This is a genomic window from Clostridium sp. LY3-2, from assembly GCF_024705715.1.
Classification (GTDB): domain Bacteria; phylum Bacillota; class Clostridia; order Clostridiales; family Clostridiaceae; genus Clostridium.
Map to the genome: position 1 here is coordinate 1 of NZ_JAMDLQ010000061.1, position 18,760 is coordinate 18,760.

At 29.7% G+C, this 18,760-nt stretch carries 22 protein-coding genes; 4 read left to right on the top strand and 18 right to left on the bottom strand.

Annotated features, from left to right (window positions below):
• Nucleotides 1-267, top strand: a 267-nt coding sequence (locus M4I33_RS15920) for an NAD(P)/FAD-dependent oxidoreductase (RefSeq protein ID WP_257917739.1), incomplete at its 5' end; no start/stop codon positions are given.
• A gap of 54 nt (nucleotides 268-321) precedes the next feature.
• Here M4I33_RS15920 and M4I33_RS15925 read toward each other — a convergent pair.
• The 3 genes from M4I33_RS15925 to M4I33_RS15935 all read right to left on the bottom strand — a co-directional run bounded on the left by M4I33_RS15925 (nucleotide 322) and on the right by M4I33_RS15935 (nucleotide 2,767).
• Nucleotides 322-1,077: an acyl-[acyl-carrier-protein] thioesterase gene (locus M4I33_RS15925; protein ID WP_257917740.1), complete on the bottom strand. Its 756-nt coding sequence runs from the start codon at nucleotides 1,075-1,077 to the stop codon at nucleotides 322-324.
• Nucleotides 1,078-1,202: 125 nt separating this feature from the next.
• Nucleotides 1,203-1,388, bottom strand: a complete 186-nt coding sequence (locus M4I33_RS15930; protein ID WP_194192632.1) for a DUF1858 domain-containing protein — start codon at nucleotides 1,386-1,388, stop codon at nucleotides 1,203-1,205.
• Between the two features lie 92 nt (nucleotides 1,389-1,480).
• Nucleotides 1,481-2,767, bottom strand: coding sequence for an adenylosuccinate synthase (locus M4I33_RS15935; protein WP_257917741.1), 1,287 nt, complete (start codon nucleotides 2,765-2,767; stop codon nucleotides 1,481-1,483).
• Between the two features lie 236 nt (nucleotides 2,768-3,003).
• Here M4I33_RS15935 and M4I33_RS15940 point away from each other — a divergent pair, with 236 nt between their 5' ends.
• Entirely contained in the window at nucleotides 3,004-4,176 is a 1,173-nt protein-coding gene (locus M4I33_RS15940) for an NADP-dependent malic enzyme (RefSeq protein ID WP_257917742.1), read from the top strand.
• 480 nt (nucleotides 4,177-4,656) lie between these two features.
• Here the strand turns inward: M4I33_RS15940 and proC are convergent, their stop codons facing one another.
• The 12 genes from proC to M4I33_RS16000 all read right to left on the bottom strand — a co-directional run bounded on the left by proC (nucleotide 4,657) and on the right by M4I33_RS16000 (nucleotide 14,253).
• A complete protein-coding gene (gene proC, locus M4I33_RS15945; RefSeq protein WP_257917743.1) occupies nucleotides 4,657-5,457 on the bottom strand; it encodes a pyrroline-5-carboxylate reductase in 801 nt (266 codons plus the stop codon).
• Nucleotides 5,458-5,526: 69 nt separating this feature from the next.
• Entirely contained in the window at nucleotides 5,527-6,849 is a 1,323-nt protein-coding gene (locus M4I33_RS15950) for a replicative DNA helicase (RefSeq protein ID WP_257917761.1), read from the bottom strand.
• Between the two features lie 85 nt (nucleotides 6,850-6,934).
• Complete coding sequence (lonC, locus tag M4I33_RS15955) at nucleotides 6,935-8,827, bottom strand: Lon family ATP-dependent protease (protein WP_257917744.1); 1,893 nt, start codon at nucleotides 8,825-8,827, stop codon at nucleotides 6,935-6,937.
• A 12-nt stretch (nucleotides 8,828-8,839) separates the two neighbouring features.
• Nucleotides 8,840-9,286: a 50S ribosomal protein L9 gene (rplI, locus tag M4I33_RS15960; RefSeq protein WP_194192627.1), complete on the bottom strand. Its 447-nt coding sequence runs from the start codon at nucleotides 9,284-9,286 to the stop codon at nucleotides 8,840-8,842.
• 1 nt (nucleotide 9,287) lies between these two features.
• Nucleotides 9,288-11,222, bottom strand: a complete 1,935-nt coding sequence (locus tag M4I33_RS15965; RefSeq protein WP_257917762.1) for a DHH family phosphoesterase — start codon at nucleotides 11,220-11,222, stop codon at nucleotides 9,288-9,290.
• A gap of 22 nt (nucleotides 11,223-11,244) precedes the next feature.
• Nucleotides 11,245-11,568, bottom strand: coding sequence for a MazG-like family protein (locus M4I33_RS15970; protein ID WP_194192626.1), 324 nt, complete (start codon nucleotides 11,566-11,568; stop codon nucleotides 11,245-11,247).
• A 205-nt stretch (nucleotides 11,569-11,773) separates the two neighbouring features.
• Nucleotides 11,774-12,022, bottom strand: coding sequence for a 30S ribosomal protein S18 (gene rpsR / locus M4I33_RS15975; protein ID WP_257917745.1), 249 nt, complete (start codon nucleotides 12,020-12,022; stop codon nucleotides 11,774-11,776).
• Between the two features lie 28 nt (nucleotides 12,023-12,050).
• Nucleotides 12,051-12,491 carry a single-stranded DNA-binding protein gene (locus M4I33_RS15980; protein WP_257917746.1) on the bottom strand — a complete coding sequence of 147 codons (441 nt, stop codon included), beginning with the start codon at nucleotides 12,489-12,491 and terminating at the stop codon, nucleotides 12,051-12,053.
• A gap of 14 nt (nucleotides 12,492-12,505) precedes the next feature.
• Nucleotides 12,506-12,793: a 30S ribosomal protein S6 gene (gene rpsF, locus M4I33_RS15985; protein ID WP_194192623.1), complete on the bottom strand. Its 288-nt coding sequence runs from the start codon at nucleotides 12,791-12,793 to the stop codon at nucleotides 12,506-12,508.
• A gap of 106 nt (nucleotides 12,794-12,899) precedes the next feature.
• The gene (locus tag M4I33_RS15990) at nucleotides 12,900-13,088 is read right to left on the bottom strand and encodes a DUF951 domain-containing protein (protein WP_194192622.1); all 189 of its coding nucleotides are present in this window, start codon (nucleotides 13,086-13,088) and stop codon (nucleotides 12,900-12,902) included.
• Nucleotides 13,089-13,090: 2 nt separating this feature from the next.
• On the bottom strand, nucleotides 13,091-13,987 hold the full coding sequence (locus tag M4I33_RS15995; RefSeq protein ID WP_257917763.1) for a mechanosensitive ion channel family protein: 897 nt from the start codon (nucleotides 13,985-13,987) through the stop codon (nucleotides 13,091-13,093).
• A 32-nt stretch (nucleotides 13,988-14,019) separates the two neighbouring features.
• Nucleotides 14,020-14,253, bottom strand: a complete 234-nt coding sequence (locus tag M4I33_RS16000) for a DUF3343 domain-containing protein (RefSeq protein ID WP_257917747.1) — start codon at nucleotides 14,251-14,253, stop codon at nucleotides 14,020-14,022.
• Nucleotides 14,254-14,446: 193 nt separating this feature from the next.
• On the opposite strand from M4I33_RS16000, the gene M4I33_RS16005 reads away from it, so the two are divergent.
• Nucleotides 14,447-15,604, top strand: coding sequence for an aminotransferase class V-fold PLP-dependent enzyme (locus M4I33_RS16005; RefSeq protein WP_257917748.1), 1,158 nt, complete (start codon nucleotides 14,447-14,449; stop codon nucleotides 15,602-15,604).
• Nucleotides 15,605-15,658: 54 nt separating this feature from the next.
• Nucleotides 15,659-16,231 carry a spore protease YyaC gene (yyaC, locus tag M4I33_RS16010; protein ID WP_257917749.1) on the top strand — a complete coding sequence of 191 codons (573 nt, stop codon included), beginning with the start codon at nucleotides 15,659-15,661 and terminating at the stop codon, nucleotides 16,229-16,231.
• 138 nt (nucleotides 16,232-16,369) lie between these two features.
• On the opposite strand, the gene M4I33_RS16015 is transcribed toward yyaC, so the two are convergent.
• The 3 genes from M4I33_RS16015 to M4I33_RS16025 all read right to left on the bottom strand — a co-directional run bounded on the left by M4I33_RS16015 (nucleotide 16,370) and on the right by M4I33_RS16025 (nucleotide 18,600).
• Nucleotides 16,370-16,879 (bottom strand): DUF4446 family protein, encoded by a 510-nt coding sequence (locus M4I33_RS16015; RefSeq protein ID WP_194192618.1) that lies wholly within the window; start codon nucleotides 16,877-16,879, stop codon nucleotides 16,370-16,372.
• 77 nt (nucleotides 16,880-16,956) lie between these two features.
• A complete protein-coding gene (locus tag M4I33_RS16020) occupies nucleotides 16,957-17,823 on the bottom strand; it encodes a ParB/RepB/Spo0J family partition protein (protein WP_257917750.1) in 867 nt (288 codons plus the stop codon).
• Nucleotides 17,824-17,838: 15 nt separating this feature from the next.
• Nucleotides 17,839-18,600, bottom strand: a complete 762-nt coding sequence (locus M4I33_RS16025; RefSeq protein ID WP_257917751.1) for a ParA family protein — start codon at nucleotides 18,598-18,600, stop codon at nucleotides 17,839-17,841.
• Between the last annotated feature and the right edge of the window lie 160 nt (nucleotides 18,601-18,760).

The window sequence follows — 18,760 nt, forward strand, 5'->3', positions numbered from 1 at the left end:
AAGTATCAAGATGCTCTTATAAAGCGTCTTAAAGATTGGACTTTTAACTGTACAGGAACAAAAGACTTCTCAGCTGCTCAAGTTACAGTAGGTGGCGTTGACACAACAGAAGTTAATTCTGATACATTAGAATCAAAATTAATAAAGGACTTATATTTTGCTGGTGAAATATTAGATGTAGATGGCGATTGTGGTGGTTTTAACTTACAATGGGCTTGGTCTTCAGCTTATAATGCTGCAAATTCAATAGCAAATAGTTTTAAATAAAAAATAAGGCGATATATTTAAGCATCTTAATATATATCGCCTTATTTAGATAAATTAATTATCTCTTTTATCCCAATGTGCTTCTAGTAAAGTAAGTTCTTCACCATTTGAATTACATATTTTATGTAATGTAACTAAATCATCTTCTCTTTCTTCTATTTGAGCTGATACGTGAATTCTATCTCCGTATTTAGATTCTTTTTCAAAAGCAACCTTTATTCTCTTTAATTCATAGTTCTTAGCTATCTCTAAAGGAACTGATTCAATTGCCCACTCCATATATCTAACGTTGTTTACGTGAGTATTTGAGTCTATATCGCTATATCTTATTTGGAACTCTTTAAAGTTATCTTCTCTAGTTAACTTTTCTAGCTTTTCCATATCTAAAGACTCTTTCATATCGCCTTCTTCACCATACATAGCATATTGCTCTTTTAATATTCTCATAGGTCTTCTTTTTTCAATATTTATTAAGAAAAATAAAGCTAACCCTTCAGCTAAAAGTTCTCCTTCTTCGCTTCTTATCTCATACCCTCTATATGCATAAAATCTTTTAAATCCTATAGGCATTGTTTTTACTATTATCTTCTCTCTATATTTAGGGTATCTGTGAATTTTTATATCGTATTTATAAAACACCCAAGCACAACCGTGAGAATAAGCAAAATCGATAGTATCCCCTATAGTTTCTGCTTGAATATTTCCAACTTCACAAAAATAATCTGCTATAGCTGTAAGCTTACATTTAAGTCTGTAATCAGAATCTCTATACATAACTTCGTATTCTTTAGAAAAATCGTTGTTCTTCATTTATTTCACCTCTTTATAATGATACTTTAATTTTTATAACTTTTTATTTACTTTATGTTAATAATTTATATATGAGTATCAAAAAAACTCAATCAACCTTAAGTTGATTGAGTTTTATGTCTTGATTACTTGTCGTTTAGTGCTTGCACTAACGCTTCTAAGTTTATTCCGTGAACTAATGCTGCCTCTTCTAAAGTTTCACCTTGTGCTGAAGGACATCCTACGCAACCCATACCAAAAGCCATTAAAACTTCTGCTCTGCTTGGATCTTGTTTAATTATTTCACCGATTGTCATATCTTTAGTTACCATCTTTTTCACCTCATATATAAGATTTCTAAATATAAAATATACATAAATTATATTTTAACACCAAGGTAAAGTCAATTAACTAAATATATTGTTTAAAGTTCTTTCACTCTCATAGTTTGGTCTCTCTTTGGACCTACTGAAACTATTGATACTCTAGTATCTGTAAACTCTTCAATTCTTTCGATATACTTTCTAGCGTTTACTGGTAATTCTTCGTAGCTTCTAGCATCTGCTACGCTTTCATCCCATCCTTCAAACTCTTCGTATACTGGCTCACACTTAGCTAAATCTTCTAAGCTAGCTGGGAAGTAATCTATAACTTCTCCGTTAAACTTGTATCCAGTACATACTTTTATTTTTTCAAGTCCTGCTAAAGTATCGATTTTTGTAACTGCTATTGAAGTTAATCCTGAAACTCTAACTGTAGTTTTTAAGATAACTAAGTCAAGCCATCCACATCTTCTTGATCTTCCAGTAGTTACTCCGTATTCGTGACCTTTTTCTCTTATCCAATCACCAGTTTCGTCGTTTAGCTCTGTTGGGAATGGTCCTTTACCAACTCTTGTTGTGTATGCTTTAGCTATACCAACAGCATTAGTTATCATAGTTGGTCCAACACCTGATCCACTAGCTACTCCGCCTGCTGTAGTGTTTGATGATGTAACATAAGGATAAGTTCCGTAATCTATATCAAGAAGCATTCCTTGTGCTCCTTCAAATAATACGTTTTTATCTTCTTTTATAGAATCATAAACTTTAACTGAATTATCTTTTACAAAAGGTCTAAGTTTTTTTGCAAAATCAAGATATTCTTTTAAGATAGCTTCTTTATCTAAAGCTTCTCCTTCTAAAACATTAACTATATATTTATTTTTCATTTCGATGTTTTCTTCTAATTTTTCTTTGAAAACATCTTCGTGCATAAGGTCACAAACTCTTATACCACATCTTTCAAATTTATCTGTATAACAAGGTCCTATTCCTTTACCAGTAGTTCCTATGTCATTTTTACCTCTTGCTTTTTCTTTTAATTTATCTAAAACTTTGTGGTAAGGCATTATAAGGTGTGCTCTATCACTTACTACTAATTTTTCTGGAGTTACCTTTATGCCTGCTCCTTCTAAGTACTCTATTTCTTCAAATAATGCTTTAGGATCAACAACAACCCCATTACCTATTACATTTACTTTATCATCATATAGTATTCCTGATGGTATTAAGTGAAGTTTATATTCTTTATCTCCAACCACAACAGTATGACCTGCGTTATTTCCACCTTGGAATCTAACAACAACATCTGCATCCTCTGCTAGATAGTCTGTCATCTTTCCTTTACCTTCGTCTCCCCATTGAGCTCCAATTACTATAAATGCTGACATAATATATTGCCTCCTTCTGGCTAATCTTAGTCTTTAATTACGGAGTTTATTCTAACTATATTTATTTTTATATAATAATAAAAAAATTATACTAGTTAATTACCCCATAAAAATCTTAGCAAAATCTTACTACTTGGTCAATAGATATTTCGAATGTTTTTTTGATTTTTATTATAATTATTCGTATAATTAAATATATGTTAAAAATACAAATATTTATAAAAGGAGTTAGTCGTATGTCTATTTATAAAGAATCATTAGCTTTCCACAAAAACTTAAGAGGAAAAATAGAAGTTAAATCAAGAACTAAGATTACAAATGAAAAAGATTTAAGCTTAGCTTACACACCAGGTGTTGCAGAGCCTTGTAGAGAAATCCATAAAGATGAAAGAAATTCATATATCTACACTAGAAGATGGAACACAGTTGCTGTTATTTCTGATGGTACAGCAGTACTTGGACTTGGAGATATAGGTCCCCTAGCTTCAATGCCTGTTATGGAAGGTAAATCTATACTTTTTAAAGAATTTGCTGACGTTGATGCTTTCCCAATAGTTTTAAACACTAAAGATGTTGATGAAATAGTTAATACTATATATAATATTTCACCTTCTTTTGGGGGAATTAATTTAGAAGATATATCAGCTCCTCGTTGTATTGAAATAGAAAACAAATTAAAAGAAAAACTAGATATCCCAGTTTTTCATGATGATCAACACGGAACTGCGATAGTTGTATTATCAGCATTAATAAATGCACTTAAAATAGTTAAAAAGGATTTAAAAGATATAAAACTTGTTATAAACGGAGCAGGTTCTGCAGGTTCTGCAATATGTAAGCTTCTTATATCTTCTGGAGTTAAAGATATTTTAGTTTGTGATAAAGATGGTATTTTATCAAAAGATATAAACTATAATAACCCTCTTCACAAAGAGCTTTCAAATTTAACTAACAAAAATAACTTAAAAGGTGATTTAAAAATTGCTATGAAAAACTCAGATGTGTTTATAGGAGTTTCTGCACCAAATATAGTTTCAAAGGAAATGGTGAGTTCTATGAATAAAGATTCTATAGTTTTTGCTATGGCAAACCCTACTCCTGAAATCTTCCCAGAAGATGCAAAGAGTGCTGGTGCTAGAATCGTTGGAACTGGAAGGTCTGATTTCCCAAACCAAATAAATAACGTACTTGCATTCCCTGGTATATTTAGAGGTGCCTTAGATTCTAGAGCTTCTGATATAAACGAAGAAATGAAACTAGCTTCTGCTTATGCAATTGCAAACTCGATAAAAGATGAAGATTTAAATGAAAACAACATAATTCCAAAACCTTTTGATTTAGAGGTTCAAAAAAATGTAGCTGAATCTGTAAAGTCTGCTGCTATTTCTTCTGGAGTTAGTAGATTATAATAAAAAAACAACTTAGCTTTAGTAAAGCTAAGTTGTTTTTTCCTTAATTTCTAAAATTAAGAGGAGTTTTTATTAATGTTATGTGTGTTTTGTTAATGTGTTAATGTGTTAATGTGTTAATGTGTGTTTTATCCAGTAAATAACCAATATAATTTCGCTTCCGTTTAATTGATACTGATTATCATTAATTATATTATATTTATTTTATCCTCTCTTGTCAATACCTAATTGAAAATATCTTTCAATTAAATAAAAACAAAAAATTAGAACTTAGCGTTGTGGACCACTAAGTTCTTTTTTCTTAATTTTTAAAATTAAGAGGAGTTTTTATTAATGTTTGTGTGTTTTGTTAATGTGTTAATGTGTGTTTTATCCAGTAAATAACCAATTCAATTTCGTTTCCGTTTAGTTGATATTGATTATCATTAACTAAATTATATTTTATATTCCTCAATATGTCAACATCTAATTTAAAATATTTTACATATTTTTAGATTTATTAGCACAACTATCCATAGCCTTTATAACTGTGCTTCTAAAATTATTGTTTTCAAGTTCTGCTACAGCTTCTATAGTAGTTCCACCTGGAGAACAAACCATATCTTTTAATACTCCAGGATGCTCTTTAGTTTCTAAAACCATTTTTGCAGAACCTAAAACGCTCTGAGCTGCCATCTTATATGCTTTATCTCTAGGAATTCCAAGCTTAACTGCACCATCTGCCATAGCCTCTATAAACATAAAAACATAAGCTGGTGATGAACCACAAAGTGCTATAAATGCGTGGAAATCTTTTTCTTCTAAAACCACACACTCTCCAAAAGCTTCAAACATACTCATTATGTATTTTAATTCTTCTTCTTTTATATTTTTGTTAGGACATACAGCCGACATAGCTTCCCCTACAAGAGCTGGAGTGTTTGGCATAGTTTTAACTATTTTAAAATCTTCACCAATCCAATTTTCTAAATCTTTTATATCAATCCCAGCTGCAATACTTACTATTATTTGATCTTTTCTAATAAAATCTTTTACCTCTTTTATAACCTTTTCGTACATATAAGGTTTAACAGCAAGAACTATAACATCCGATTCTTTAACTACATCTATGTTTTTAGATCTAACATTAACTCCAAACTTTTCTTCTAGCCTTTTTTTAGATTCTTCGCTCTTTGCAGATACAAAGAAATTTTCTTTACTTAAAAATTCTTTATCTATAAGCCCTCCAAGCATAGAGCTTCCCATATTTCCACAACCTATAAAACCTATCTTTTTACACATTTTAATACCTCCTAAAATTATAAAATATAAAATTTGAAACCCGCCTTTTAAGCGAGTTTCTAAATATTTTTATTCAGCATGTATATTATCTAAATTACCAAATTTAGAGAACTGTCCAAGCCATGCAAGTTTAACCGTTCCAACCGGGCCGTTTCTTTGCTTTGCAATAATACATTCTGCCATATTTTTTTCTTCAGTTTCCTTGTTATAGTATTCATCTCTATATAGGAACATAACAACGTCAGCATCCTGCTCAATAGATCCAGACTCTCTTAAGTCAGAAAGCATAGGTCTGTGGTCTGCTCTTTGCTCTGGCGCTCTAGATAACTGAGATAAAGCTATAACTGGGCATTCCATTTCTTTTGCTAGTGCTTTTATAGATCTTGATATTTCTGATACCTCTTGTTGTCTACTTTCTGAACCTGATGAACCTGACATAAGTTGAAGGTAGTCAATTAATATCATATCAATACCATATTCCATTTTAAGCCTTCTGCATTTCGAACGCATTTCCATAACACTTACACCTGCTGTGTCATCTATATAAATCTTAGCCTTAGAAAGAGGTCCTGTAGCTCTAGCTATGTTTTCCCAGTCTTTATCATCTAAGTTACCTGTTCTAAGCTTAAGCATATCTACATTAGCTTCTGAACATAATAGCTTGTAAGCTAATTGTTCCTTTGACATCTCTAGAGAAAATATAACTACGCTTTTCCCAGCTCTAAGGGCTGCATTTTCAGCTATATTAAGTGAAAATGTAGTTTTACCCATAGAAGGTCTCGCTGCAACTAGAACCATATCACCTTTTTGAAAGCCTGATGTTTTAGCATCTAAGTCTATGAATCCTGAACTAACACCTGTTATTTCTCCTTTATTGTTAAACAGTCTTTCTATTTCAATAAATCCTCTTTCAAGAACTTGGCTTAAAGGTTCAAAATCGTTAGAACTCTTTTTTTCAGCTATATCAAATATACTTTTTTGAGCCTTATCTAATACTCCATCTACGTTAGATTGATTGTTATAACCTTCTTCTATTATTTCACTAGAAGCTTTAATAAGTTTTCTTAATGTAGATTTTTCTTCAACTATTTTTATGTACGATCCTACGTTTGCAGTAGTTGGTACTGATGCTGATATTTCAGTTACATAACTTACTCCACCTGCTCTATCAAGTAAATCTGTAGATTTTAAATCTTCTAAAACAGTTATTAAATCTACTGCCATATCTTTTCTAAACATTTCTATGATAGTTCTAAATATTACTTTATGACTATCTCTATAAAAATCATCTTCGTTTAGTCCTTCTGCAGCTTGCGCTATTGCACTTCTTTCTAATATCATAGACCCAAGTACTGATTGTTCTGCTTCTATACTTTGGGGTAAAGTTTTCATAGTGTTTTGAGTTTCCAAAAGAATATTCCTCCTTCCTTTGCTTATTCTAGTCAAAAACAAAGAAGATGTTAAACATCTCCTTTATTTAAAAAACTAAATCCATTACCTCTTCTATAGTTTGAACTGTTTTAACTTCTATATCTGTTAACCCTTGAGGTATATCATTTTCATTATCTTTTGGTACTATAGCAAGTTTTATTCCTCTTCTTCTAGCACCATATATTTTTTCAAATATCCCACCTACAGGTTTTACTTTACCTCTTAAAGATATTTCCCCGGTAATAGCTACATCCTGTCTTAAAGGTTTTTCTAATAATGCACTTATTATACATACAGTTATTGCTGCACCTGCAGAAGGTCCATCGATGTTTCCTCCACCGATTACGTTAACGTGTATATCATAATCTTTTATATCTTTATCTGTTATTTTTCTAATAACAGATGCTGCATTATAAACTGAGTCTTTAGCCATACTACCAGCTGTTTCGTTAAATCTAACTGTTCCTGTTCCCTTTTTCTTAGAAGGGAAGGCTGCAGCTTCTATTTCTATAGTTGAACCTATAAAACCACTAACTCCTAGACCGTGAATATGACCTATCTCTTTATCTGAAATTATGTTATTTCTTTCAAATGGAGTATATCTTCCTATTGAAATTATTTCTTCAACATCTTTTAATGTTATTTTTAATTTCTTAGGTACACTCTTTCTTTTATAAAGTGCATATCCGTATGCATCAGTTAATATATTAACCGCTTTTCTTCCTTCAATAGTAAATCTGCTTATATATTCAGGAACTTCTTTTTCTAAAGATACTCCAAGTTTTTTAGAAGCATTTTTAACTATATCTTCTATATCTTTACTTGATAATGGTTCAAAATAAACTTCTGTACATCTAGATCTTAAAGCAGGATTTATATCTCCTGGTTCTCTAGTTGTAGCTCCGATTAAAACAAAGTCTGCTGGAGCTCCGTTTTCAAATAAATATTTAATATATTTTGGAGTTTTATCATCATCTGGATCATAATATGAAGATGAAAATTCAACTCTCTTATCTTCTAAAACTTTTAAAAGTTTGTTTTGAAGTATATTATCTAGTTCACCAATCTCATCTATAAATAATATTCCCCCGTGGGCATCTGTAACTAAACCTGGCTTTGGTTCTGGTACTCCAATATCAGCTAAGTCTCTCTTACTTCCTTGATATATAGGATCATGAACTGAACCTAAAAGCGGGTTAGTTATTTCTCTTGGGTCCCATCTTAAAGTAGTTCCATCAACTTCTACGAATTTTGATTTATCATCAAATGGAGTAAAATCTAATTCTCTTGCAGCTTGAAGTGCTATTCTTGCTGCTGTTGTTTTACCTACACCTGGAGGTCCATAAAGAATTATGTGTTGAGGATATGGTGATGATAATTTTGAAATTAATGATTTAATAGCTCTCTCTTGACCTACTATCTCATCTAATTTTTCTGGTCTTAAGAAACTCATAATGTTTTTGCTAGTTACTCTCTCGTCTAGTTCCTTAAGCTCCTCATATTTTTTAGTAGTTTTTTTGTTTTCACTACCTTTTTCTTTTTTAAGGATTGAAAGTCTCATCTCGTCGATGTACTTTTCTTGCTTTTCCATTATAGCTTTTTCTACTTTAGCTTCAATGTTATTTTGCACATATTTTTTTGCTATTTCTTCTGCAATCCAGATTATAGTATCATCTAAAACTTTATCTACTTCGTCTTCTGCTGGAACTATATCTATTCCAGCTCCGTTAGATGCAATTTTATTTAATGCATATACTCTTTCATTTACTTTTGTCGATCCAATGTAGTCTTTTAGTTTAAATCTAACTGTTCTAGCTCTTATAGCACCTTCATCTAATACGTTCTTTAGTATATCAAATAAAACATTTACTTGAGCGTCTTGTGATAGATCTCCTTCTATTATTCCTTCTAGGAATTCTATTTCCTTACGTAATTTCAAATTGAATCCTCCTTATGCTGTTGGAACAATTAATACCTTCATTTTAGTTGATACATTAGGGTATAATTTTACTTCTATTTCGTATCCACCTGCTATTTTTATTGTATCCATTACTATTTTTTTCTTATCTATATCTACGTTATATGATTTTTTTATTTCTCCTGCTATATCTTTACTAGTTATAGCTCCAAATAACTTTCCATTTTCTCCAGCTTTAGCTGTCATTTTTATTTCTTTACCTTTTAAATCTTCAGCTAATTTTTGTGCTGCTTCAAGTTCAGCTAATTTTTGCTTTCTTTCATTTTCTTTTATGTTGTTTAATATGTGAAGATTATTATCTGTTGCTTCTTCTGCTAATTTTTTTACAAATAAAAAGTTTCTTGCATATCCGTCTGATACGTTAACTACATCTCCCTTTTTACCTTTTCCTTTTACGTCTTTTAATAAAATAACTTTCATGTTATTCACCCACCCTTAAGTATTTTTGTATATTATCATTTAATAATTCTAAAACTTCATCTATTGATTTATTTACTATTTTAGCACCTGCTATATTTAAATGTCCACCTCCGCCTAAGGCTTCTAAAACAACTTGAACATTTATATCTCCAATAGACCTTGCACTTATATATATTTCCTCATTAATATTAGCTAATACAAATGCTGCTAAAATTCCTGATATATTTAAAAGTTCATCTGCTGATTTCGCAACTATAACGCTATTAACATCTTTAGGCGCAACTGCAATAGCTGTAGAATTATTAATTTTTGCCGATTTTATAGTTTCTGAAATCTTTATATAATCTTCTAAGTTATCTGTAAATAATTTTTTTACTTCCATAGTTTCTGCACCCATCTTCTTTAAGAAAGAGGCTGCATCAAAGGTTCTAACGCCTGTTTTAAATGAAAAACCTTTTGTATCCATATAAATTCCAGCTAAAAGCCCTTCTGCTTCTATTTTAGATAACTTAGGTTTATTTATCATATATTGAATTATTTCTGTTATCATTTCTGATGTTGATGATGCGTAGACCTCTATATAATTTAAAAGAGTTCCTTCTAAAATATTAGGACTTCTTCTGTGATGATCTATTATTACTTTTTTATTTGCCTTTTCTATAAGGCTTAGATTACTTACATAATTTTTATTATGCACATCAACTATTATAATTAAAGTATCTTCTTTAAGATTCTTTTCGGCTGTATCACCTGTTATAAATAAATTATCATATTTTCCTGTAGCTTTAATTTTGCTTAGATAAGGTTCTATAGCACCTGTATTATTATCTAAAACTACATTACACTCTTTACCTAACTTTTTAATTATGTTAGATAATCCTATAGCAGAACCAAAACAATCCATATCCATGTTTATATGGCCTACTATAAATATATTTGAACTTTCAAAGATAAGTTCCTTTAAAGCATGGGCTACGACTCTAGCTCTAACCCTATTTCTTTTTTCTATCTCTTTGCTGTTTCCACCAAATACTTGAATATCATCTTTGTTTTTAATTATAGCTTGATCTCCACCTCTACCTAGAGCTAATTCTTTAGCTACTATAGCAAAGCTTTGATTTTCTTGAGGAGTTGCACCTCCTCTTCCTACACCTATACTAAGTGTAAGTTCCATCTTATTTCCTTTATCTATCTTTGATATATCTTCTAAAATTGAAAATTTATTAGATATTTCTTTTTCTATGTTTCTGTCTTGAACTGATAAGATATATTCTCCCTTATCATATTTTTTAATCATAGCATTATATTCATCAGCATAAGCGTTTATTAGTCTTTCAAATTCAGCAATAACTAAAGGTTTATTACTATCTTCTGTAGTTTCTAATACTTCTGTTAAATTATCAACTTCTATAAGCATTATACTTTCTTTAGTCTTTTCAACACCTATAAATTCGCTTATATCATTAAAATAAATAACTAAGCATTCCATATCTCCATTTGATATTTGTTCTATATAAACATCGTAAAGATTATCTTCTATTTTAAGCCTTTGATGAAATCCATTTTTCTTATACGCTGCACCTTCTATATTAAGGCCACTTGCTACACTTAAGATATTTTTACCTATAACGTAGTCTGAATCACAAATAGTAGTAAATATCTTATTATTCCATAAAATATTACCTTTTGTATCAGTTAGTGCTGTTGGAATTATTAAATTAGCTAAGTTACTATCTATTGATTTATCAACTGCTTTTATGAAGTAGTTAATATTTTTTTCTTTTCTCCAATAGTTAATTAAGCTATATAAATTATTTATCAAATATACAACGAAAAATAATAACCCAATTCCTTGGTGCCCTAATATAATAGCAATTATTGCTACAACTATTAATATAAATTGATTTATATTATTTCTTAAGTATGATTTATTAATAATAGAACGCCTCCTAATTTAGTTATTGGTCTCTCCTATTTGAAATATACTCTTTAAGCTTACTTAAACTTTTACCTTCTTTTTCAACTTCATCTTCAGCTCTTATTCCTCTATCTAACTTTGTCTTTATTTCATGATCGATTTCAGGTAAAGAATATCCTAATTTGTCTCCTAAAGTATATAAAATTATAATTGCACCTGCTATACATTCAACTATAGCATCCTCGCATACATTACTCCCTCTAGTTAGTAGTGTATAAAAATCTCCAATAACTCTTAATAATTGAGCCTTAAGGCTCTCTATAATCTTAACATTACCCATTATATTAAAATCTTTTCTTTTCATAATTTCTCACCCCTAAATTCCCTTGTATCTATATTCTAAATTTTTTCAAATACGATTGCAACATTTTAGAGGTATTTTTTTCCAATTATTTGAATAACTATATTTTTACGCTTTATTTTTTATAATACTACATTTATTATATTTTACCCAAATTAATAGAAAAATAAAAGAGTATAACTTACGTCATACTCTTTCTATCTTATTACTATTCAGTTGTGAATGGTAATAAAGCTATGTTTCTTGCTCTCTTAACTGAAGTAGTTAATTGTCTTTGGTGCTTAGCACAAGTTCCAGAAATTCTTCTTGGTAATATTTTACCTCTTTCTGTAACGAACTTTCTTAACTTAGCTACGTCTTTGTAATCTATCTCAGTAGCTTTTTCAACACAAAAAGCACAAACTTTTCTTTTAGATCTTCTCATTCTTCCGCCAGATCTTCTGTTGTTTTCTCTCATTGCAGTTTCCCTCCTTACTCAAAAAAATTTAAAACGGCATATCTCCGTCATCGACAGGAGTCATGTCATTATCGAAACCACTTCCAAATGAATCATTTGGAGTAGCTGAAAAGTCAGAATTATTTCCACTGAAGTCATTGTTTGAAGAAGAAGTATTACTTCCTTTTCCACCAACGAATTCAAAGTTTTCAACAACTACATCAGTAGTGTATCTTTTTGAACCGTCTTGTGCATCGTAACTACCAGTTCTAATGTTACCAGTAATTGCGATTTGACTTCCTTTTGTAAGATATTGTGCTATTGTTTCTGCTTGTTTACTAAATGCTACGCAATTAATAAAGTCAGCTTCATCTCTCTTGAATTGTCTTGTAACTGCAATTGAAAATCTTGTTACAGCATTTCCAGTACCAGCTGCAAATCTCAATTCAGGATCTTTTGTAAGTCTACCAATAAGTATAACTTTGTTCATAACAATCTCACCTCTTACGCTTCTTTGCTTATTACGATGTGTCTTATAACAGCATCACTAATTCTGAAATTTCTTTCTAATTCTTTTGGTAATTCAGTGTCAGCAGTGAACTCTACTAAAGTGTAGTGACCTTCGTTAACTTTTTTGATCTCGTAAGCAAGTTTTCTCTTACCCCAAGCATCAACAGTGTCAACAGTTCCTCCGCCATTTTCTATTATACCCGTGAACTTTTCAACGTTAGCTTTTACAGCTTCCTCGTCAAGTGATGGGTGTAATATGAATATAGTTTCGTACTTTCTCATCATTTTCACCTCCTCCCCTCGGACTAACGGCTATGCTTTGCATAGCAGGGATTTCAATTTCTAATTCTAACACTATTGTATATTTTTTTCAAGCTTTTTTACATAATTAAACTTTTCCAATTAATTTTTTAGCACCCTTTTGAAATTTACTTCTTGGAATCATAATTATTCTCCCACATTTTGTGCATTTAATTTTTACATCTGCACCAACTCTAATAATTTCAAAATTTTTTTCACCGCAAGGATGCTCTTTTTTCATTTCGACTATATCGCCTAATTCAAAATTCTCAACCATAATTATGCCTCCTGTTTTATTTTCTCTTCACTTTTTACTATTATTTCTGTTGTATTAAATGGTATCTCTATTCCAGCGTTATCTAGAGCTTCTTTTAATACTTTTCTTAAACCTCTTTCAATAGACCATTGATTCATCTGAGTACAATATCCTACTGTTCTTATAGTTACTCCAGATGATGCAAGTGCTGTTACTCCCCAAACTTCTAGAGGTCTTGTAACTTCTGGGTTTTCATCTTCAAATCTAGCTGCTGCTGATTTTAAGGTATCTAGCGCATAATCTAAATCTGTATTGTATGAAACTGATACGTCAACTATAAATTGTTTATCATTCTTAGAGTGATTTGTGACAGCTTGAATAGTCCCATTAGGTATAAGATGCATGTCTCCATTAAAATCTTTAATAGCTGTAGTTCTTATCCCTATGCTGTCTATTATCCCTGAAAAAGTTCCTATAGTAACATAATCTCCAACCCCATATTGGTCTTCAAATAAAATAAAAAATCCATTTATTAAATCTTTAACTAAACTTTGTGCCCCAAAACCTATAGCAAAACCTCCGATACTTGCAGCTGTTAACGATATTCCTTTAAAGAAATCTGCAAGTATTCCTGCTATTCCTATAAAATAAACTACATATTTAAGTAAGCTCTTTAAAAGGCCTCCTATAGTCATAGCTTTTTGAGTACTCATAGAAAATCTTTTATTTTCACTTTCTACTTGTTTTTGAATAAACTTATCTATTATTTTATTTCCTATTTTTATTGAAATAAACATCAAAAATAATATAATTATTACTTTTAATCCTTCTCTAACTATTTTTTCGATAGTTTCTGCACTTATTTCAAAAAAACCTAGCTTTATTCCTTCTCCGTACATATCTGCCTTAAAAAGAAGCATATTCAATTTTTTAATCCCCCTTTAAAATCATCTTAATATTCCCTATATCCTTCTGAGTCTCTTAGATATATATTCTTATGATCTAAACCTTCATTCATTATTTCTTTTAAAGTTTCTTCACTATCAACCCTAACACAAATACCACAACTTTGAGTTATAGTAGTTGGTGTAGGCATTATTCTAAATTTATAGCCTTTTTCTTTTAATACTTTTTCTGCATTCATAGCATCGTGAGTATTTTTAAAAACCATTATATAATATTTCATCTGTATCTCTCCTTAACATTATTAATGATGACTTCTATTATATTATAATATCATAAATATTTATAATGTCATTTTATCTTAAATTTAATGAATATAACTATTTTTTCATTTATAATGATATTTAGATAGAATTTTAAATACTATTTTTTAAATTTATACATTTTTGTATAATTTTGTAGAAAGGTGTCGTGTTATGAATATATATTTAGATAATGCAAGTACTACTTTCCCAAAACCAAAATCAGTAGTTGATTCTATGTATAACTACATGATTAATGTTGGCGGAAATGCAAATAGATCAAATAATTTTAACGCTTTAGAAAGTAATCGTGAAATTTTTTTAGCTAGAGAAAAAATAGCTAAATTTTTTAACTTTGAAAAAATCGAAAATGTTATATTTACAAATAATATAACAACTTCATTAAACATATTAATTAAAGGCTTATTAAAACCTAACGATCACGTTTTAACTTCTTCATTAGAACATAATTCAGTAGTCAGACCTTTAATAAGTTCAAAAGAAAAATTAGGAATCGATTTAGAATTTGTTCAGGCTTCAAAAGAAGGTTTTGTAAACCCTAAAGATTTTGAAAAAAGAATAAAACCTAATACAAAGTTAATAATACTAACTCACGCATCAAACGTTATAGGAACTATTCAGCCTATTAAAGAAATAGGTGAAATTTGCAAAGAACATAATATATTCTTTATTATAGACTCAGCTCAATCAGCTGGTACTGTTCCTATCGATTTTAAAGAATTAAACCTTAGTGCTCTTGCTTTTACTGGACATAAAAGCTTATTTGGACCTCAAGGAATTGGAGGCTTTATAATTTCTGATGAATTAAACGAAGTTTGTACTCCATTTATAGAGGGTGGAACAGGAAGTCTATCTCACGATATTTATCAGCCAAACTTTCTTCCAGATAAATTTGAAAGTGGAACTTTAAATATTCCTGGAATTATAGGTTTATCGGCTGGAATAGATTTTATTAATAATGAAGGTTTAGAAAAAATCTCTAAAAAAAATAAAGCTCTTTATAAAAAGCTTTCTAAAGGATTATTAGATATAGGTGATTATATAGTATACGGAGATTTAACTTTTGAAAATTCAACAACATCTCTTTCTTTTAATTTAAAGGGAGTAGACCCTTCTGAATTAGCATTTTATTTAGAAGACAATGGAATAAGTAATAGGTCTGGCTTACATTGCGCTCCAAATTGTCATAAAACAATAGGAAGCTTTCCATCAGGAACAGTTAGACTTAGCATATCTTATTTCAATACAGAAGACGATATAGATAAAGCTTTAGAAGTTTTAAAATCAGCTAAAAAAAATTTAATATTTTAATGTATACGAATCTCCTCTTATGGTAATAATTAACTGTATGAGGAGGTTTTTTTTATGAATTCTAATTTTTTCGTTGATGTAACCTTTAAGGAATCATCCTGTATAACAACTGAATATTTATATAAAAAGCTTAAGCCTGTTTTTATTAAAGGTAGACCTTTAGTTATCGTTTCTATAGGATCTGATAGAGCTACTGGAGATTGTTTAGGTCCTTTAGTTGGATCGAACTTAAACTTTAACGCTTTAAATGTTTATAGTTTTGGTTCTTTAGAAAATCCCGTACACTCTAAAAACCTTAGAGAAACTTTACTTTATATAAAATCTAATTTTAAAAACCCTTACGTTATAGCTATAGATGCTTCTTTAGGACGTATTGATTCTATAGGAAAGGTTTTTATAGAAGATTCTCCCCTACGCCCTGGCTTAGCACTTAATAAAAACTTACCTCAAGTAGGTGACCTTAGTATTACAGGAGTTGTTAATATCTCTGGTAATTACGAATTTATGGTTTTACAAAATACTAGACTTTATACCGTGATGCTTTTAGCTAAATTTATTTCTAATAGTTTATCTCAAACTATTAATTTATTAGATTTAGAAATAAACAAAGCTAAAGCTTCTTCTTAAAAGCTAATTTCGTAAAGAAGTTATATAACGCATAATCACTCTCTTTAATTTTCATATCCCCCATTAAAAATCATATTATCCTTATATAACTTCTAATTTGATATAAAAAATACCTATCACTTAAGTGATAGGCTTTTTTTATATTACTATTTGTTTTTTAATTGCTTCAGTTAAAACTAATTGTTCTTCTTCTGATAAATCATATCTTGATATACCTTTATCTATAGGTTTTGCATAAGTTGTGCTATCGTGTCTTCCGTAAAGACCTGTTATTACAACTCCATCGTTATGTCCATCTAATATTGCTATTGAAAAACTTAAATCACTTCCAACATCATCAAAAGCTTGATATCTCATTATAGCTATTTTTTGAACACATTCATTAAGGTTTTCTTTAATATTTTTAGCAAGTGCCATAGCTTCATCAGCTATTTGAGTTGAAACCTCAATATTTTCTAATTTTTCATTTATAAGTGCTTCTAAATTCTTATTATCTGCACCTCTCATTAATTTTCTATATCTTCTCTCTATTTTGTTCATAGATTTCCATAATGCTATAACTAGTATTAATAATATTACTATTACTACTCCCATTCCAATTACTATAAATGGTAAGTATTGATTTAAAATGTTTAATGCGTTTTCCACTTTAGTTTCCGTCCTTCCTAAGATGTTTCACGTGAAACATCAAAATTTCAAAAATACAAAATGTTTCACGTGAAACATTACATATTCATCAAATCTAATATTCTGTTTAAATCTTCATCTGAGTAATATTCAATTTCTATTTTACCTTTTTTATTTGGTTTAGAATTAATATTTACCTTTGTTCCAAAATAATCTTGAAGTCTATCCTTAACATCAGTGTAATAAGGACTTTCCTCTTTAATTTCTTTTTCATCTTTAGGCTCACTAGAAATCTTTTTAATTAATCTTTCTAAATCCCTAACAGATAATTTTTCGTCTATAACCTTTTGTGCTAATTTGTATTGTAGTTCTTTATCATCAGTTCCTAATAAAGCTCTACCGTGTCCTTCACTTATAACACTTTCTATTAAGTATTGTTGTACCCTAGAATCTAGATTTGTTAACCTCATAGTGTTAGTTATAGCTGTTCTTGATTTTCCTATTCTTTGACTTAATTCGTTTTGAGTTAAATCAAATTCACTTAATAACTTTTTGTAAGCAATAGCTTCTTCAATAGGGTTTAGATTCTCTCTTTGAATATTTTCTATCAAAGCTATTTCTAGTATTTCTTTTTCAGTTAAATCCATTATTATCGCTGGAACTTCTTTAAGCCCTAACATCTTAGCTGCTCTAAAACGTCTTTCCCCTGCAACAATTATGTAGTTGTTTTTTTGCTTTTTAAGTATAAGTGGTTGAATAATACCATGATTTTTAATTGATTCTGCTAATTCACTTATATTTTCCTTATCAAAGAATTTTCTAGGTTGTTCTGAATTGTTAGTAATCTTGTTTAAAGGAATAGTTAAGTTATTGTTTTTCTTAACTTCTTCTTTTTTGATAGGCTTTTCTATTTCATCAGGAATCAAAGCTCCTAATCCTTTACCTAAACCAAATTTTTTCCCCATTTATATCACCTCACACTACTGTCTCTTTAAAAATTCTTTTGTTAATTTTGAATAAGATTCAGCACCCTTGCATTTTTCATCATATAGCATTATAGGTAATCCAAAACTAGGCGATTCAGCTAATCTTATATTTCTCGGTATTGTGCTTTCATATACTTTATCCCCAAAGAAATTTTTAACTTCTTTATATACTTCATTACTTAAATTAGTTCTGTAATCATACATAGTCATTATTACGCCTTCTATATCTAATTCTTCGTTTAATGACTTTTTAACTAATTTAACTGTATTCATTAGTTGACCAACCCCTTCAAGTGCATAAAACTCACATTGAATTGGTATTAAAACTGATTTACTTGCAACTAGAGCATTTATAGTTAATACACCTAAAGAAGGAGGACAATCGATAAAGACAAAATCGTAATCATCTTTTACTTCTTCTATCTTGTCAATTAATATTCTCTCTCTGTTTGTATTTCCTATAACTTCAACCTCTGCACCTGCAAGTTCCATAGTAGATGGGGCAATAAAAAGATTTGAAACTAAATCACTTTGTATTATTACATCTCTTAACGACGCATCTGATGTTATTACATCATACATTGAAAGTTCCAAATTTCTCTTATCTAATCCTAATCCACTAGTAGTATTACCTTGAGGATCTATATCTATTGTTAAAACTTTATATCCTGACATAGCAAGATATGAACATAAGTTTATGTTAGTTGTTGTCTTTCCAACTCCACCTTTTTGGTTAAATATACAAATTGTTTTCATATGTAGCCCTAGTCTTTTAAACTTAGGACTCTACACCCCCTCTCCATATATTTATTATATATATATTTATATAATATTGAAAGATTAAAACATATAAATCAATATATTCTTAATAATTTACGCAAAAAAAGATGTAGACTAATCTCTGCCTACATCTTTT

Bases quoted from the DNA above. Each gene is read 5' to 3' on its own strand.
- M4I33_RS15925 (WP_257917740.1), bottom strand. From the start codon at position 1,077: ATGAAGAACAACGATTTTTCTAAAGAATACGAAGTTATGTATAGAGAT.
- M4I33_RS15940 (WP_257917742.1), top strand. From the start codon at position 3,004: ATGTCTATTTATAAAGAATCATTAGCTTTCCACAAAAACTTAAGAGGA.
- M4I33_RS15935 (WP_257917741.1), bottom strand. From the start codon at position 2,767: ATGTCAGCATTTATAGTAATTGGAGCTCAATGGGGAGACGAAGGTAAA.
- M4I33_RS15930 (WP_194192632.1), bottom strand. From the start codon at position 1,388: ATGGTAACTAAAGATATGACAATCGGTGAAATAATTAAACAAGATCCA.
- rpsR (WP_257917745.1), bottom strand. From the start codon at position 12,022: ATGAGAGAAAACAACAGAAGATCTGGCGGAAGAATGAGAAGATCTAAA.
- M4I33_RS15995 (WP_257917763.1), bottom strand. From the start codon at position 13,987: ATGCTTCTTTTTAAGGCAGATATGTACGGAGAAGGAATAAAGCTAGGT.
- rpsF (WP_194192623.1), bottom strand. From the start codon at position 12,793: ATGAGAAAGTACGAAACTATATTCATATTACACCCATCACTTGACGAG.
- proC (WP_257917743.1), bottom strand. From the start codon at position 5,457: ATGTGTAAAAAGATAGGTTTTATAGGTTGTGGAAATATGGGAAGCTCT.
- M4I33_RS15980 (WP_257917746.1), bottom strand. From the start codon at position 12,491: ATGAACAAAGTTATACTTATTGGTAGACTTACAAAAGATCCTGAATTG.
- M4I33_RS15970 (WP_194192626.1), bottom strand. From the start codon at position 11,568: ATGAAAAGAAAAGATTTTAATATAATGGGTAATGTTAAGATTATAGAG.
- M4I33_RS16000 (WP_257917747.1), bottom strand. From the start codon at position 14,253: ATGAAATATTATATAATGGTTTTTAAAAATACTCACGATGCTATGAAT.
- rplI (WP_194192627.1), bottom strand. From the start codon at position 9,286: ATGAAAGTTATTTTATTAAAAGACGTAAAAGGAAAAGGTAAAAAGGGA.
- M4I33_RS16005 (WP_257917748.1), top strand. From the start codon at position 14,447: ATGAATATATATTTAGATAATGCAAGTACTACTTTCCCAAAACCAAAA.
- M4I33_RS16025 (WP_257917751.1), bottom strand. From the start codon at position 18,600: ATGAAAACAATTTGTATATTTAACCAAAAAGGTGGAGTTGGAAAGACA.
- M4I33_RS16020 (WP_257917750.1), bottom strand. From the start codon at position 17,823: ATGGGGAAAAAATTTGGTTTAGGTAAAGGATTAGGAGCTTTGATTCCT.
- M4I33_RS15950 (WP_257917761.1), bottom strand. From the start codon at position 6,849: ATGAAAACTTTACCCCAAAGTATAGAAGCAGAACAATCAGTACTTGGG.
- M4I33_RS15990 (WP_194192622.1), bottom strand. From the start codon at position 13,088: ATGGTTGAGAATTTTGAATTAGGCGATATAGTCGAAATGAAAAAAGAG.
- yyaC (WP_257917749.1), top strand. From the start codon at position 15,659: ATGAATTCTAATTTTTTCGTTGATGTAACCTTTAAGGAATCATCCTGT.